This is a genomic window from Paraburkholderia antibiotica (genome assembly GCF_012927125.1).
Taxonomy (GTDB): Bacteria; Pseudomonadota; Gammaproteobacteria; order Burkholderiales; family Burkholderiaceae; genus Paraburkholderia; species Paraburkholderia antibiotica.
Genome location: NZ_JABBFZ010000020.1, coordinates 59543 through 75729 on the forward strand (window position 1 = coordinate 59543; position 16187 = coordinate 75729).

The 16187-nt window shown below is 65.0% G+C and carries 9 protein-coding genes; 2 read left to right on the forward strand and 7 right to left on the reverse strand.

From position 1 onward, the window contains the following. Positions 1-50 precede the first annotated feature (50 nt). The 4 genes from HHL14_RS26140 to HHL14_RS26155 form a co-directional block, all read right to left on the reverse strand. On the reverse strand, positions 51-1607 hold the full coding sequence (locus tag HHL14_RS26140) for a class I adenylate-forming enzyme family protein (RefSeq protein WP_230413203.1): 1557 nt from the start codon (positions 1605-1607) through the stop codon (positions 51-53). After that, on the reverse strand, positions 1604-3325 hold the full coding sequence (locus HHL14_RS26145; RefSeq protein ID WP_169500482.1) for a long-chain fatty acid--CoA ligase: 1722 nt from the start codon (positions 3323-3325) through the stop codon (positions 1604-1606). The genes HHL14_RS26140 and HHL14_RS26145 overlap by 4 nt, the downstream gene beginning before the upstream one ends. 50 nt (positions 3326-3375) lie before the next feature. Next, positions 3376-4599, reverse strand: coding sequence for an acyl-CoA dehydrogenase family protein (locus HHL14_RS26150; protein ID WP_169500483.1), 1224 nt, complete (start codon positions 4597-4599; stop codon positions 3376-3378). Positions 4600-4808: 209 nt separating this feature from the next. Further along, the gene (locus HHL14_RS26155) at positions 4809-5582 is read right to left on the reverse strand and encodes an SDR family oxidoreductase (RefSeq protein ID WP_169500484.1); all 774 of its coding nucleotides are present in this window, start codon (positions 5580-5582) and stop codon (positions 4809-4811) included. 290 nt (positions 5583-5872) lie between these two features. On the opposite strand from HHL14_RS26155, the gene HHL14_RS26160 reads away from it, so the two are divergent. Continuing rightward, positions 5873-7678 carry an acyl-CoA dehydrogenase gene (locus HHL14_RS26160; RefSeq protein WP_169500485.1) on the forward strand — a complete coding sequence of 602 codons (1806 nt, stop codon included), beginning with the start codon at positions 5873-5875 and terminating at the stop codon, positions 7676-7678. 82 nt (positions 7679-7760) lie between these two features. Here the strand turns inward: HHL14_RS26160 and HHL14_RS26165 are convergent, their stop codons facing one another. Both HHL14_RS26165 and HHL14_RS26175 read right to left on the reverse strand, forming a co-directional pair. Then, positions 7761-12986 carry an autotransporter outer membrane beta-barrel domain-containing protein gene (locus HHL14_RS26165; protein WP_169500486.1) on the reverse strand — a complete coding sequence of 1742 codons (5226 nt, stop codon included), beginning with the start codon at positions 12984-12986 and terminating at the stop codon, positions 7761-7763. A 642-nt stretch (positions 12987-13628) separates the two neighbouring features. Continuing rightward, positions 13629-14396, reverse strand: a complete 768-nt coding sequence (locus tag HHL14_RS26175; protein WP_169500535.1) for an IclR family transcriptional regulator — start codon at positions 14394-14396, stop codon at positions 13629-13631. A gap of 567 nt (positions 14397-14963) precedes the next feature. On the opposite strand from HHL14_RS26175, the gene HHL14_RS26180 reads away from it, so the two are divergent. Next, entirely contained in the window at positions 14964-15350 is a 387-nt protein-coding gene (locus HHL14_RS26180) for a BON domain-containing protein (protein WP_169500488.1), read from the forward strand. A gap of 210 nt (positions 15351-15560) precedes the next feature. Here the strand turns inward: HHL14_RS26180 and HHL14_RS26185 are convergent, their stop codons facing one another. After that, on the reverse strand, positions 15561-16130 hold the full coding sequence (locus HHL14_RS26185; RefSeq protein WP_169500489.1) for a helix-turn-helix domain-containing protein: 570 nt from the start codon (positions 16128-16130) through the stop codon (positions 15561-15563). Between the last annotated feature and the right edge of the window lie 57 nt (positions 16131-16187).

Here is a 16187-nt window from a genome sequence, read left to right on the forward strand (position 1 = left end):
ATTGTTATGGAATGCGATGTAACGTCGGATCATGCCGCGCGAGCGGCAACCTATCGCGCTGCGGGATAGAACTGCTCGCGCAGCTCCCGTTTCAGCACCTTGCCGATAGCGCTGCGCGGCAGGTGGTCGAGAAAGGTCAGCGCGGAGAGTCGCTGCATCTTGCCCACGCGTGCATTGATCCATTCGAGCAGCGCGGCCTCGTCGATCCGCGCATGCGGACGCGGCACCACGAACGCGACCGGCGTCTCGCCCCAACGCTCCGACTGCGCGCCGACCACGGCCACGTCCGCGACGTCGGGATGCTGACGCAGCTCGCCTTCGAGGTCGCTCGGATAGACGTTGAAACCGCCGGAGATGATCATGTCCTTCTTGCGATCAAGCAGCGTCAGGAAACCGTCCGCGTCGAAACGGCCCATGTCGCCGGAGCGGATAAAGCGCTTGCCGCTCGGGTCGTACCACTCTGCCTCGGCGGTCTTGTCGGGCTGACGGTAGTAGCCGGTCATCATCGCCGGCGAATGGCCGACCACCTCGCCGACCTCGCCCACCGCGACTTCCTTGCCGTGCTCGTCGATCAGGCGGATGTCGTGCCCCTCCATCGGCCGGCCGACCGAATGCAGCTTGTCCGGCCACCGGTCGGCTTCCAGCTGACACGAGCCGCCGCCTTCAGTCATCCCGTAGTACTCGGTCAGACGTCCGGGCCAGCGCCGCACGATATCGGCCTTCAGGCTCGCCGCGAACGGCGCGCTGGTGCAGAACTTCGCCTCGAAGCTCGACAGGTCATAGCGATCGAACTCCGGATCTGCCATCAGGCGCTGATACTGGACCGGCACCAGCATCGTGTGCGTGGCTCGATGCCGTTGCGCCTGTTCGAGGTAGCGCGTGGTGTCGAACTTCGGCATCAGCACGACGGTGCCGCCGAACGTCAGCGTCGGCATGAAGCTCACCAACGTCGTGTTCGAATAGAGCGGCGTGGAAATCAGCGTGATCGCGTCGGGTCCGTAGCCGCGCTCCCGGCTGCGCACCGCATAGGCCCAGCGCATGCCGTGCGATTGCACGATGCCCTTCGGCGTGCCCGTCGTGCCCGACGAGTAGATGATATTGAACGGCCACGCCGGATCGATCGCCACGGGCGTGGGCTGCGTGCCTGCCGGCGCGAGCCATGAGTCGAGCGCGAGGCTGCCCGCGTGCGCGTCGAGCGCGACCGGCGTCGCGCGGACCTCGGCCGCGACCGGTTCGAGCAGACGCTTCACTTCCTCATCGAGAAACAGCAGCCGCGCGCCCGAATTGCCGATCATGCCGACGAGGCTCGCCGCGCTCGACGACGGCGCGAGCGGCGCCACCGCTGCCCCGGCGCGCAAGCCGCCGAGAAAAGCCACCGCGTAATCGATCGACGCCGTTGCGCACAGCGCGATCGCATCGCGCGGTTGAATGCCGTCGCGCTGCAACGCGGCCGCGAAGCGGTCGACCCGTGCATCGAGCGCCGCGTACGTGAGCACCTCGTCGCCGCAGATCAGCGCCGCATGCTCGCCGCGCTCCGTCGCGAAGCGCCGCAGCATGTCGGTGATACAAACGAACGGTTCGTCCATCAGTCTATCGAGCCAGTTCATCGCGCTACGCCTCCGTTGTTTGCCTGCGCCGCTTCGGTCCGCGCCGCGTCTTCTTCCTGCAGCTTGCGCCACAGGATCTTGCCGCTGCCCGACTTCGGCAGCGACGTGACGAACTCGACGATCCGCGGCGCCTTGTACGCGGCCATCTGCTCGTGTGCCCAGTCGATGATCTCCTGCGCGCCGATCTTGCCCGCCTGCGCCGGAGTCGGCACGACCAGCGCCTTGACGGTCTCGCCGCGTTTTTCGTCCTTCACGCCGATCACGCAGACTTCGTGAATCGCCGGATGCCGGTACATCAGCGCCTCGACTTCGGCCGGCCAGACCTTGTAGCCGGACGCGTTGATCATGCGTTTGAGGCGATCGGTCATGAAGAAGTAGCCATCCTCGTCGATATGGCCGAGGTCGCCGGTGCGCAGAAAACGTTTGCCGTCGAGTTCGACGAACGACTCGTCGGTCGCCTTCTGATTGCGCCAGTAACCGCGCATCACCTGCGGCCCGTTGACGACGATCTCGCCGGTTTCGCCGCGCGGCAGTTCCTGCAACGAGACCGGATCGATCACGCGCGCATCGACGTCGAACACCGGAATGCCGAGACATTGCGGCTTCGGACGCTGCGGCGGATTGATGTGGGTGGCCGCGATCGTCTCCGACATCCCGTAGCCTTCCACATAATCGAGCCCGGTCAGCGTCTTCAGCTTCTTCGCGATCGCGTCGGGCATCGCCGCGCCGCCGCCGCGCGCGCCGGACAGACTCGACAGATCGTATTCGCCGAGCCGCGGGTTGGACAGGAAGTCGACCATCATCGTCGAGATCGACTGCCACGCGCTGACCCGATATTTCTGCATGCAGATCGCGGCGGCGTCGCGATCCCAGCGCGACATCACGACGATCGTCGCACCCGAATAGACCGCGCTATTCATGCCGCCCTGCATGCCGGTCACGTGAAAGAACGGCAGCACCGATAGATGCACGCCGTCGGCCGCCGAGCCGAACCACACGCAGCCGCCGATCAGCGTGCTCATCACGCTGCGATGCGTATGCATGCAGCCCTTCGGGCGGCCAGTCGTGCCGGACGTATACGGCATCACGCACAGATCGTCGGGGCCGGCGGTGAGCGGACCGGGCGCGATACGTCGATCGAGCGCGTCCTGCCATGAGGTCACGCCCGCGCGCTCGAACGTCTTGCGCGGTGCGGCGACGAACTCAGGCACCGCGACCGGCGACGGCCGCCGCAGATAATCGCTATACGTCGCGACGATCGCGTGTTCGAGCCCCTGGCCCGGTCCCTGCGCTTGCCCATTACCGATCAGCGGCTCGACGTTGTCGAACAGACACTGCGGCGCGAGGATCGTGGTCGCGCCGCTATCCTCGACATAGTGCGCGAGCTCCGCGCTCATGTTCATCGGATTGACCGGCACCACCACCGCGTTCGCACGCAGAATGGCGTAGTACGAGATGATCCATTGCGGACTGTTCTGCATGTAGAGCAGCACGCGGTCGCCCGCTTTCACGCCGCATTGCTGCTGCAGAAAACCGGCGAGCCGCTCGGCTTCGTCCTTGAACTCCGCGAACGTGATCGGCGTGTCGTAATAGACGATGAACGGCTTGTCGGGGAAACGCGCCGCCGAGACTTCGGCGTTATAGAAAATATTGGTGTGCGGCAACGACAGATGCTTCGGCACCTGGGGCGGCCAATGCGGGTAATGGTGTTCGTTCATAGGCGTCTCCGGCTTATTCTGTTTGCGCTCGGGCGAGCAGCGCGCGGCGCTCAGCGGGCGAGATAGCGCCCCAACTCCATGCTCGCAATCGCGTTGCGATGCACTTCGTCCGGGCCGTCCGCGAAACGCAGCGTGCGCGAACTCGCATACGCGCGGGCGAGGCCGAAGTCGTCGCTGACCGCGCCGCCGCCATGCGCCTGCATCGCCCAGTCGATTACCTGACAGGCCATGGTCGGCGCGGCGACCTTGATCATCGCGATCTCCTGGCGCGCGTCCTTATTGCCGACCGTGTCCATCTTGTACGCGGCGTTCAGCACCAGAAAACGGGTCTGGTCGATCATGATGCGCGCGTTCGCGATCCGTTCGCGCGTCACGCCCTGTTCCGCGATCGGCTTGCCGAACGCGACCCGGCCGAGCGAGCGGCGGCACATCGCTTCGAGCGCGCGCTCGGCGCGGCCGATCAGGCGCATGCAGTGATGGATGCGGCCCGGTCCGAGCCGGCCCTGGGCGATTTCGAAGCCGCGCCCTTCGCCCAGCAGCATGTTGCTCGCGGGCACCCGCACGTTGTCGAAGACGATTTCCGCGTGACCGTGCGGCGCGTCGTCGTAGCCGAACACAGGCAGATGACGCAGCACGTTGACGCCCGGCGTCTCCATCGGCACGAGGATCATCGACTGCTGCTGATGGCGGCTCGCATGATCGGGATCGGACTTGCCCATGAAGATCAGGATCTTGCAGCGCGGATCGTTCGCGCCCGAGGTCCACCATTTGCGGCCGTTCAGCACATAGTGATCGCCGTCGCACACGATGCTCGCCGCGATATTGGTCGCATCCGACGACGCCACCTCCGGCTCGGTCATCGCGAACGCCGAGCGGATCGTGCCGTCGAGCAGCGGCAGCAGCCATTGCTGTTGCTGCTCGGGCGTCGCGTAGCGCACCAGCGTTTCCATGTTGCCGGTGTCGGGCGCCGAGCAGTTGAACGGCTCCGCGCCGATATGCGAGCGCCCCATGATTTCGCACAGCGGCGCGTATTCGAGGTTCGTCAGACCCGCGCCGTATTTCGACTCAGGCAGAAACAGATTCCACAGACCGGCGGCCTTCGCCTTCTCCTTCAACTGCTCGATCACCGGCGCGGGCTGCCAGCGATTGCCCGCTTCGCGCGCGGCGTCCATCTGCGCTTCGAACACGGGCTCGGCGGGATAGACGTATTCGTCCATGAACGCCGTCAAACGCTTCTGCAGGTTCCTGACCTTGTCCGAGTACTCGAAATTCATCCAACGTCTCCTTGGTCGACGGGCGTCGGCGTTAGCACGCGCGCTCCGATCTGATGCAAAGCTGCCAGTTTTGAATACAAGCGTGAAGTACCCGTCGTGCACGCGCGATCGGCCTGCCGAAAACCGCGCTGGCACACCGCGCGGTTTCGGCCCGGTCTTAGCCCGGTTTCGCCTGGCGCGAACGGGTACTCATGAATACGCAGACGGACTCAGATGATGATCGAGCCGCCGTCCACCGCCAGATACTGGCCGGTCACGTGGCGCGACGCTTCGCTCGCGAGAAACACGACGGGCCCCATCAGATCCTCGTCGCCGCCCAGACGCCGCAACGGCGTGCGCGAGACGATCGTGTCCTCGAGCTTGTCGAGCAGCCCCGCCGACATTTTCGACGGGAAGAAGCCGGGGCAAATCGCGTTGACGTTGATGTTGTACTTGCCCCATTCCGCCGCGAGCGCGCGCGTGAAGTTGATCGCCGCGGCCTTCGACGTGTTGTAGGCAATCGTGTTCATGCCCGGCGGCGAGCCCTTCAGGCCGGCCACCGACGCGACGTTGATGATCTTGCCCGCGCGGCGCGGAATCATGCTGCGCTTGCCGACTTCGCGCGCGAGGAAGAACGGCGCGTTGACGTTCAGGTTCATCACCTTGTGCCACGCTTCGTCGGGATACTCTTCGGCGGGCGCGCCCCACGTGGCGCCCGCGTTGTTGATCAGGATATCGATGCGGCCATGCGCGTTCATCACGTCGTCGACCAGCGCCGGAATGCCCTCGAAACGCTGCAGGTCGTTGACGATGGTGCGCGCCTCGATTCCGCGGCCCTGCAGATGCTCTTTCGCTTCGGCGAGTTCGTCGGCCTTGCGCGCGCTGATCGCGACACGGCAGCCCATTTCGCCAAGCGCCTGGGCCATCTGCAGACCGAGTCCGCGCGAGCCGCCGGTAATCAAGGCCACCTTGCCGTCGAGTTGAAACAGATCCTTCACTGACATGCGTCGCTCCTCCAGTTGTTCTATGCGGTTGTTCTGCAATGCAGATTTGAATTCCACAATTCTTCGACCATCATACGTGTCGGAATTCGGCATGTAAATAAAAGCACGATCATACTTTTTCGTTATAAACTGACGCGCATCGCCGACGCGTAGTTCCTCGGGACTTACCCGTATAGCGCGTTTTCCTATCGATCCTCACCGTTGACACGAGCAGCATACGCAAGCGTGCCGACACGGCGTGTCGCGTCGCTGTTCCGCATAGCGGCTTACCTTTGGACGGGCTTTCACTGATGCAAGATGCGTCGATCATCAACATGCGGGATCTGCAATTCCAGCTGTTCGAAGTCCTCGAAGCCGAGACGCTGACGCAGCGCGCGCGTTACGCCGATCACAGCCGCGAGACCTTCAACGCGGCGCTCGACACCGCGCATGCGGTCGCGGTCGAAAAATTCGCGCCGCACAACCGTCTCTCCGACGAGCACGAGCCGCAGTTCGACGGCCAGCGCGTGAGCATCCCGCATGAAGTGAAAGACGCGCTCGACGCGTTGCGCGCCACCGGCTTTCTCGCCGCGGGCAAGGACTACGAGCTGGGCGGCATGCAATTGCCGGCGATACTGTCGTTCGCGTGTCTGTCGCTATTCAAGAGCGCGAACATCGCGACCTCGTCGTACGCGATGCTGACGAGCGCGAATGCGAACGTGATCGAGCGCTTCGGCTCGGCCGAGCAGAAGCGCAAATATCTGGGCGCGCTGCTCGAAGGCCGCGCGTTCGGCACGATGGCGCTGACCGAGCCGCAGGCGGGCTCGAGCCTGTCGGACCTGACCACCACGGCGACGCCGAACCCGGACGGCACTTACTCGCTACGCGGCAACAAGATTTTCATTTCGGGCGGCGATCACGAGTTGAGCGAAAACATCGTGCACCTGGTGCTCGCGCGCATTCCGGGCGGGCCGGCGGGCGTCAAAGGCATTTCGCTTTTCACCGTGCCGAAGTTTCGCGTCAACGACGACGGCAGCCTCGGCGCGCGCAACGACGTCGCGCTCGCGGGCCTGATCCACAAGATGGGCTGGCGCGGCACCTCGTCGACGATGCTGTCGCTCGGCGAGCATGGCGAGTGTGTCGGCGAACTGGTCGGCGAGCCGCATCACGGGCTCGCGTACATGTTCCATATGATGAACGAGGCGCGTATCGGCGTCGGACTCGGCGCGGTGATGCTCGGCTATCGCGGCTATCTGGCCTCGCTCGACTACGCGCGCGAACGGCCGCAAGGACGTCATCCGACCAACAAGAATCCGCTCGATCCGCAACTGCCGCTGATCGAACACGCGGACGTGCGCCGCATGCTGCTCGCGCAAAAGGCCTACGTGGAAGGCGCTTACGCGCTGAGCCTGTACGCGGCGCGACTGGTCGACGAACAGAACACCGGCGAGAGCGACGCCGCGCGCGCGGACGCGGCGCTGCTGCTCGATCTGCTGACGCCGATCGTCAAGTCGTGGCCGTCGCAATGGTGTCTCGAAGCGAACAGCCTCGCGATCCAGATTCACGGCGGCTACGGCTACACGCGCGAATATCCGGTCGAGCAGTTCTATCGCGACAACCGCCTGAACATGATTCACGAAGGCACGCACGGCATTCAGGCGATCGACCTGCTCGGCCGCAAGGTCACGATGAAACAGGGCGCGGCGCTCAAGCTGCTGGCCCGCGAACTGCAACGCACGATCGACGCCGCGCGCGAACACGCGCCGCTACACGCGCATGCCGACACGCTCGCCGCCGCGTGGCGCGATGTGACCGGCACGCTCGAAGCGCTGCTGCCCACGCTCGCGAGCGACACCGACCGCGCGCTCGCGAACGCGAATGCGTTTCTCGAAGCCTTCGGTCATGTGGTGCTGGCGTGGACGTGGCTGCGTCAGGCGCTCGTCGCGAACGCCGCGCTGCCGCGCGCGAACGACGTGGCGGATCAGGACTTCTATCGCGGCAAGCTGCACGCGTGTCAGTGGTTCTTCCGTTGCGAGCTGCCGCGCGTCGCGGCGATGCTGACGCCGCTGCGCACGCTCGACGACACGACGCTCAGCATGTCGCCGCAGTGGTTCTAGTTCCTGAGCTGTAAAGCGACTGCGGGCGCGCCGGGGCCGGAGAAAACCGCCGGCGCGCCCGCGATACATCACCAGCTATACATCACCAGCTATACCGATAGCCCGCGTTGCCGAAGAACCCGCGCCGATATTCGCCGCCCAGATTGCGCGCGTATTTCACGTTCGCATAGAGCTCGCCCGACTTGCCGAGGCCCGCCGTCACACCGACGCCCAGCTCGTACCAGGTTCGACCCAGCCCCGAATTGAACGACGTGCCGCCGACCACCGTCTGGCCCGGCGCGAGGAAATCGTGCAACACGTCGGCCGTGAAGTAAGGCGTCGCCGCGCCCGTGTGGGTGGCGTTCTCCAGGTTGGCCCTGAATATGCGCACGCCCGCGCGGCCGCGCAGCGCGTTCATCGTGGTGCCGGAAATGTCCGACACGTTATCGGTGAAGCCGTTGAGCTTCAGGTACTGATACATCAACTGCGCCTGCGGCTCGATCGCGACCGAACTCGAACCGATCAGGAACGGCTTGCCGACTTCCTGCGACAACGCGATACCGAAGCCGTTCTGCGAAGCCGGGTTGCCGGTACTGTCGCTATAGTCGTTGTGGTAATGGGTCACCTGGCCGACGCTGTCGAAATACGTGCCGTCCGACAGATAACGCGTCCAGTAGCCGCCCAGACTTTGCGCCTGCATCTCCATCGATCCCGTCGAGGTCGACAGGTCCGGGCTGATGGCGCGCGCCGAGTCCGTGAAGCTTGCGTTGGCCGAACCGAACGTCATCGTGACGCCGGCATGGGTGCTGCCGCCGCCCGACGGTTGATCGAGCGTCCAGTCCTTGCCGAATTGCGCGAAGAAGGTCCGGTCGTCGGCGCCGAAGCGGCCGTTCGAATTCGCGTCGAGCGTCTGGCCGCCGACGCGCCCCCACACGCCGTTGCTATTACCCGTTTGCAGCTTCTCGAGATTGGCGATGTCGCCGACGCGCTCGTGCAGGCGGCTCAGAATCTCGAAGCCGTAGTCGGCGTTCAGCGACGGCGTCATCGAGTAACCGGCGACGCCCGGCCGGTACGCGACCGGCGCGGCGCCCCCGCCCGATACGCCGCCACTGGAGCCCGCCGGCGGCTGCTGATTCGAAACCGGCAGCAGGTCGGAGCGCAGATACCAGCTATCCGCGTTGCTCTGGCCGCCGCGGTAGAGCAGATATTCGTAGGCGCCGGCCTGCACGGAACCGGCAAGATGGAATGCCGAGGTCGTCGTCGATGCGCCATTGGCGGCAACCACGACCGCGATGCCGTCGCCGGTGGTCTGCGCGCCCGTGCCGCCGGTGTTGTTGATCTTCAGCCCGGTGGTGCCGCTCGCGCTGCCGCCGTTCAGGATCAGCTGGTCGGTCGGCGAGCTGTTGCCGCCGAGCCAGGTGTTCAGCGCGATGGTGCCGCCATTGCCGACGTAACCGCCCGTGGTCACGCTCTTGTAGCCCGCCGCGAGCGTCGGGTCGCCGCTCGGCGCGACGAAGACGATATTGCCCGCGTTGCTCAGGTTGCTCAGCGTGGAATTGGCCGTCACGTTCCAGCTACTGGTGGAGTCGATCGACATGGCGACCGGATCGACGCGGCCGGTCAGCACCGTATGATCGGTCAGGAACACGTTGCCGGTGCTGGTCGCGTCCGACAGGATGTCGCCCGTCAGGTTTTCGCCCGACGCGGTGAACGTCGCGTTGCTGCCGTTCAGCAGGCTCAGCAACGTGCCGTTGCCGGCCGTGACCGCCGCCCCGCCCTGCACCGTGATCGCGGCCGTGCCGCCATCGGCGAGGAACGCCGGGCCGGCGCTCGACGCGACGCTGCCGCCGTTCACGGTGACCGTGTTGGCCGCGCCGTTGGCGAGCGTGTCCGACGTGACGATGCCCGCGCTCGCGCCGCTCACGCTCGTGCCGTTCAGGGTCAGCGCGCCGCCGCTATCCGCCCGCGCGCCATTCGCCTGCGCACTGCTGATCGACGAACCGGTATCCGTCACGCTGCCGCCGTTTTGCGCGACGACGCCGTCCGCCTGACTGCCGGTCGTCGCGATCCGCGCGTTCGACAGCGTCGCGCTCGCGCCGCCGCCGATCTCGACGCCGGTCGCGTTCTGGCCGGACGTCGCGATCGTCGCGCTCGCGTTCGTCACCTTCGAGCCCGCGCCCGTGACGAACAGGCCGACCGAGTTGTCGCCGCTGGTGGTGATGCGGGTCGCCGCGTCCGCCGACAGCGTCGCGCCCGCGCCGGTCGACGCGATACCGTCGCTGGCCGTGCCCGTCGTGCTGATCTGCGTGCCGGCGAGCGTGATCGTCGAATTGGCGCCGAGGTTGTTGATGCCCTGGCCCGTGCCGCTGAGCGCGATCGAATTCGCGCCGGCGTTCACGCCGCCACCGGTATCGGTCGCGTCGATCTGGATGCCGTCCGCCGTGCCGCCAGCGACGATGCGGCCCGCGCCCGTCAGGCCGACCGACGCGCCGGCCCCGCTCAGATGCACGGCCGCGATGCCGTCGTCGGCCGCGATGAGACCGCTGTTGTTCAGGCTCGCGGTCGCACCGTCGACCAGCACGCCGGTGCCGTTGGCCACATGGATCGTCGCGGCGTTATCGACCGTGCCCTGGGTGCCCACCACGGCTCCCGTGGCGCCCGCGCCGTTCAACTGGACCGAGCCGTTGTTGACCAGCGTGCCGAGATTCTGCGCGACGAAGCCGGTCACGCCCGCCGCCGACGACGTGATCGCGGCATTGTTGGTCAGTTGCGTCGCGACCGGCGCACCGCTCGCCGCGTCGGTCAGATCGTGCGCCTGCCCGTCGACGATGCCCGCAATCGCGCCGCTCGCCTTCAGGTCGATCGTGGTCGCCGCGTCGATCGTGCCGGTCGCGCCGCCCTCGGCGGTGATGGCCACACCGTTCACGCCGTTGACCTCGTAGAGCGACGTGCCCGTCGACAGCGTAGTGCCCGTGCCCGTCGCCACCATGCCGCGCGCGCCCTGACCGTTGACGTTCATGGTCAGCGTGCCCGCGCTCGACGAGCCGGTGAACGTGGCGCCGTTGGCGACACGGAACAGCGTCGAATTGTCCGTGCCAACCGTCAGATTCTGCGCCGCGACGTTGATGCTGGAGCCCGCGCCGTACGCGTAGAAGCCGATCTGGTTGGTGCCGGAGATGAAATCGGGCACTGCGTTGGCGCTGACGTTGATGGTCGCGCCCGAACGCGCGGTCACGCCGATCGCTCCGATGCCGGTCAGGTTGAGAGCGCCGTCGATTGTCGCGCTCGCCTTCGCGCCTTCCGCCCAGACGCCGTAGTTGCGCGTGCCGGAAGCCGGATCGGCGCCGCCGGCCACGTCGATCGTGCCGGTCGACGTGACCGAGGTCGGCGTCGCGCCGGTGCCGAGCACCTTGATGCCGATCCCGTTGACGCCGTTCAGCGCAATCGTGCCGGTATTGGTGACGGTGGCCGCGGTGTTGTCCGCAAGCATGCCGATGTTGGTGAGCGGTAGGCCAGACGCCGCGCCGTTGATCGTGATGGTGCCGCTATTGTTCAGCGATCCCGAGGTCGAATTCGTGCTCGCCAGCGCCGTCGCGTTCTGCGTGAGCGAGCCGATCGTGATGTTGCCGAGATTGCTCGCGGTGCCGGAACTGTCGAGCACGATCCCGAACGACGGCGCGGCCAGCGCCACGTCGCTGACGGCTTCCGGCGACGCGGCATCGTACTGCGCCGCGCGGCCGAGATAGATCGTACCGCCGACCAGGTTCGTGAAGCTGCCGCCCGACACGAGCGCACCGATCACCTGGCTCGTTATGTTGGTCGCGTTCACGCCGACGTTGATGATCCCGGCATTCGAGGCGGTCGCGCTATCCGCGACCAGCACGCCGTAGTTTTGCTGCGCGGGGTTGGTATTGTTGTAGGTCCACGCGGCCACGTTGACGATGCCGTTGTTGACGAAACGGGTTCCGGTCCCGCTCGCGTCGACGCCATAGCCTTCCGCGTAGCTGCCGTTGATCGGCGCGCTCGTCGAACTGGTGTCGAAGCCGCCGTCCGTGGCATACCCCGCTGACATCACGCCGTTGTTGACACCCTGCGCGCCGCTTTGCAGCCCGACGAGCGTGGCGGTACCGGAAAGCTGACCGTCGTTGACGACGTTCGCGCCGTTCTGTGCAAGCACGCCATACGCGAGACCGCCGACATCGAGCTCGCCGCCGGCGGCGACGTGCAGCGTCGCGTTGGCGCCGCTGCCGCTCATCACGCTCACGCTCCCGACCGGCAGGTTGCCTTCGTCGCCCGGCGTCAGGTTGTTGCTGTACTGAACGGTCTGCGCCGAGAAACTGACGGCCTGATTGAACGCGGCGTTATAGGCCGATTGCGAGTTCAGCGCGCCGCTTTGCAGCGACTGGACCAGAAAATTGTTGTAGGCGGCGAGCGAGGTCGCGTCGGTGACGCTCCACGTACTGCCGTCGAACGCCTGGAAGGTGCCGGCATAGACCGGCACATGGATCGTGTAGTTGTTGACGCTGCCTGACGGCGCCGACGCGAAGAAATCGACCTGATTGCGCGAGGTCCAGTTGACTACGGACGGCGTCGTGCCGGTCCCGTCGGCGTAGGCGAGGCTGGATTGCTTGGCGGCCGCTTCGATGAGATTGCCGCTCGCCGACGGCACGTTCGCCGAGTCGCCGATGTTGACATTGAGCGTACCGCCGGTATTCGCGACCGTGCCGACGCGGGTGTCGATGTACTGGTCGCCGTTGACGTCGCCGTAGAGCAACGCGGGCGCGCTGCTCCAGCTCGACGTGGTAAAGCTGGCCGAGTTGTAGGTCGCCACGACGATGTTGGCGCCGGTGACCGCATCGGGCGAGGAGACGCTTCGCGTCTGGCTGCCAATCGTCAGGTTCTGCTGATTGGGATTGCCGGAAACGATCGTCGTGCTGCCGAGCGGCACCGTGGTATAGCCGCTGCTGCCGGGCGCGCCGGTCCATGTGCCGGACACGGTCACCACATCCGCGCCCGTCACCGTCGCGGCGCCGGCCTGACTGCTGTCCGCGCTCGGGCTGAAGCTGCCGAACGCACAGGTGCCGCCGCTGGCAACGCTCGAACCGTCGCCGCACGTCGACGCGAATGCGGTGCCCGTCGACATCGCCGCGACGGCCCACCCGAGCGCGACGACGATGCGCCGCAGCGCCTGCGCCGGAGGCCGGCTCAGATTGTCTGTCCGTGCCGGCGCACCGGCGCGACTACGCTTGCCGCGCGCGTGCGTGTTTTCCGCAACGGCAACCCAACTGGCTAGCGCCTCATTCCATATCGAACAAAATGTTTTATTCATGGTCGGTCGTTTTCTTTGGCTTTAAAGACATTAACCATGCGGGATGCGCACGGGGACGATGGTGTAAATTCCAGATGCATATATATTTGCACTTGAATTTAGTGGATAATCACATCGACAATTGTCAATAAGCCTCAAAAAAATCCGATTTTTTATTATATTTTGTCAATCGTAATCTTTTTTACATAAAGTTCGCATACAGCGATCTGAATAAATTGACTGTTCTGTGCGCAAGCGAATAGCGGAACGTCGCGGAGTGGTTATTCCGTGTTGGATCATCTATTCAGCGATGGCATCGGCGTCACGAAATTGCCCGCCCCGCCCTGTCGGAATGGCCTCTTCAGGCTAACGCAGTGCGGCAGGCCTGCCAACCCGCAGCGCGATTTTTCGTGTTTTTCAGAGAAAGGGAATGCGATAGAAAATGATCCATCGCATCGGGCACCTATTTTTCAGGAATGGATTTTATCCGAAACTTCGCATTTTGAAAAAATGAGAATCCACAAAAACAGAAACACCAATCACAAAAATCCGGCTTCGAATGTGCCCTTGCAAACACTTCTCGCCAAAAACCGGAATAGCCGAAGCGGGAAATTAAATTTCTGATTTATTTTAATAAGAGTACATGATAAATCGCGCCACCGCTCAATGCGACAGCGCGATTTCCAGTTGCGTGACCACATCGATCAAACGCGGCCGCACTTCTTCGAGCAGAAATTCCTTCGACAGCTTGAACGACGGGCCGCCCACGTTGATCGCCATGATCGGCAATTCGCCGCCCGGCTGGAACGCGCGCGCGATGCCGTTGACGTCCTTCTGCCAGTCGCCGAACGAGGTCGTCACGCCGAGCGTGTGGTAGTCCTCGAGCGCTTTCTCGATGCCGCGCCGCGTCTTCGGCCACGCGACGTGATCGAGTTCGCGCACCTGCTCCATGAAGCTGAGGCGGTCGTGCTCGGGGATCGCCGCGAGCCACGCGCGGCCGATCGCTGAGGTCGCGACCGGAATGCGCGAGCCGACTTCGAGCGTCAGCGTCAGCGCGACCGAGCCGCGGCAATTCTCGACGTAGATCATCGAGAGCCGGTCGCGCGTGCCGAGCGATACCGTCGCGCCGGAAATGTCGGCGAGTTCCTGCATCACCGGGCGCGCGATCTTGCGCACGTCGAGCCGCGCGAGCATCGCGCTGCCGAGCGCCAGCGACGCGGTACCGAGCCGGTACTTGCCGCTCTCCTTCAGATGGATCAGATAGCCGAGCAGCGTCAGCGTATGCGTCAGGCGCGAGACCGTCGATTTCGGCAGCCTGCAACGCGCGGCCAGCTCCTGGTTGCTCAGCGATTTGTCGCCGGAACGGAAACACGCGAGCACTTCGAGTCCGCGCGCGAGCGCCGTGACGAAATGGCGGTCGTCCTTGTGCAATTCGTGGGCGGTGCGGGTTGCGAGCGTGGCGGGTGCTTTCGCGGCTTGCGCGTCGGCTTGTGCGCTATCGATGCCGGGAAGTTCGGCGCCGGCGTCGGTGGGGATGTAGTTGGTTTTGTTCAAGAGGAAACGGGCTCAAACGGGCTCAAACGGTCTCCCCGCGAGACGGCTGCCTGCTGCATGCCTGCACCGTCGGACGGATCGAGCGATCCGGGATGCGGAATTATAGTCTGAAATGCAGGCCGCTCTTAACAGTTGCCGGGCTGCATCGTATGCACATCGGGTAACAACCAGGTGTTGGGTACACGTTGAGCACATGTTGAGCACACACAGGCATGGCATGCGCAGCCGTCACGCGGATCGCGAATCACCGTGTGCGGATCGCGCGATTCGTCGCATTTTTTTCACATCGGCGCACGGCCTGGAGTATTGTTTAAGCGCGCCGGAGGCGCCGCAGCGACATTCCTCTATAAGACAGGCGTTTCCCAGAGTCTGGACCTGCTCGACAAAAGCGCGCCATTTTTGACAGCAACGAAGCGACATCAACTTCTCGAGGATGGTGAAAACGTGAAAACAGTCAAACTTTTGAAGGCGCTCGGTATTGCGCTGTGCGTGGCGACCGCGTCCAGTGCCTATGCCCAGGCGACCGACGCGCAACCGGCCGCCAACACGGCAGCCGCGCCGGCCGCCAATCCGACGGCAACGCGTCAGGCGGATCGCAAGCTTGGCCGCGACGTGCGGCGCGCACTCGCGAGAACGCCGAACTTCAACGTCTCGAACGTGTTCGTGCGGGCGCGTGGCGGTGCGGTGACACTGAGCGGCTCGGTGCCTGACGGCAGCATGATCCAGCAGGCCGGCGATGTCGCGAAAACGGTGCCGGGCGTGACCTCCGTCGCGAACCGGCTCACGCTGAACGCTCCGGCCGGCGGTGGCGGCAATGGCGGCGGGGGCTAAGCGTCGCCAGACAGTTCCCACATCGAATCATCCGGTGAAGGAGGCGCTGCGAGCCGCGGCGTGAGCGGCGCCTCCCCGCTGGTTACCGAGCGCCATGGAGCGCCGGCTTACCGGCGCGGGCTTACAGGCACCGTTTTCCGATCAGCGATTTTTCCGTCCTGCCAGCCGGAACGCCCGAGTGGGCCCGGTCCATTCCAGCAGGACGCCGGCTCAGCGCCGCACCAATCCCACCACATAACGGCACACCTCGGTGCCCGCATTGAAGAACTCGCATTCGACCGGCGCGCCTAGTTGCAGACAGTCGCCCGCTTCGAGCCGGTACGTCAGGACGCCCTCGCGAAACGTCAGCACCCCATGCGTGACCCAGATCTGCTGATGCTGGAACGCGAACGCATCGGACGGATAAGGCACCCGCACGCCGACCGGCAATTCGATTTCGAGCAGCTCCAGCACGCCGCCGGTCGGCGGTGAAATGCGCCGCCGCGTGTAGCCGGTTTCCGGGTCTTCCCATAGCGACTGGTCGGCACGGCGCACGAGCCGCTCGCCGGTCTGCTCGGCCAGCGCCAGCAGCGTCGACAGCGTCAGCCCGAACGCGCCGGACAGCCGCCCCAGCACGGTCGCGGTCGGACTGGCCTCGCCGCGCTCGATCTTGCTGATCATCGCCTTCGACACGCCCGAGCGTTCGGCCAGCTCGGCAAGCGACCAGTTGCGCGCCTCGCGCTCGGTCTTCACGCGCGCGGAGATCGCCTGGCTCAGATCGATGACGGAGGATTCGGACATGGCGGGATCGTCGGGAGGAAGTGGGTACCGCGAAATTATATCGATGCGCCACCGTAA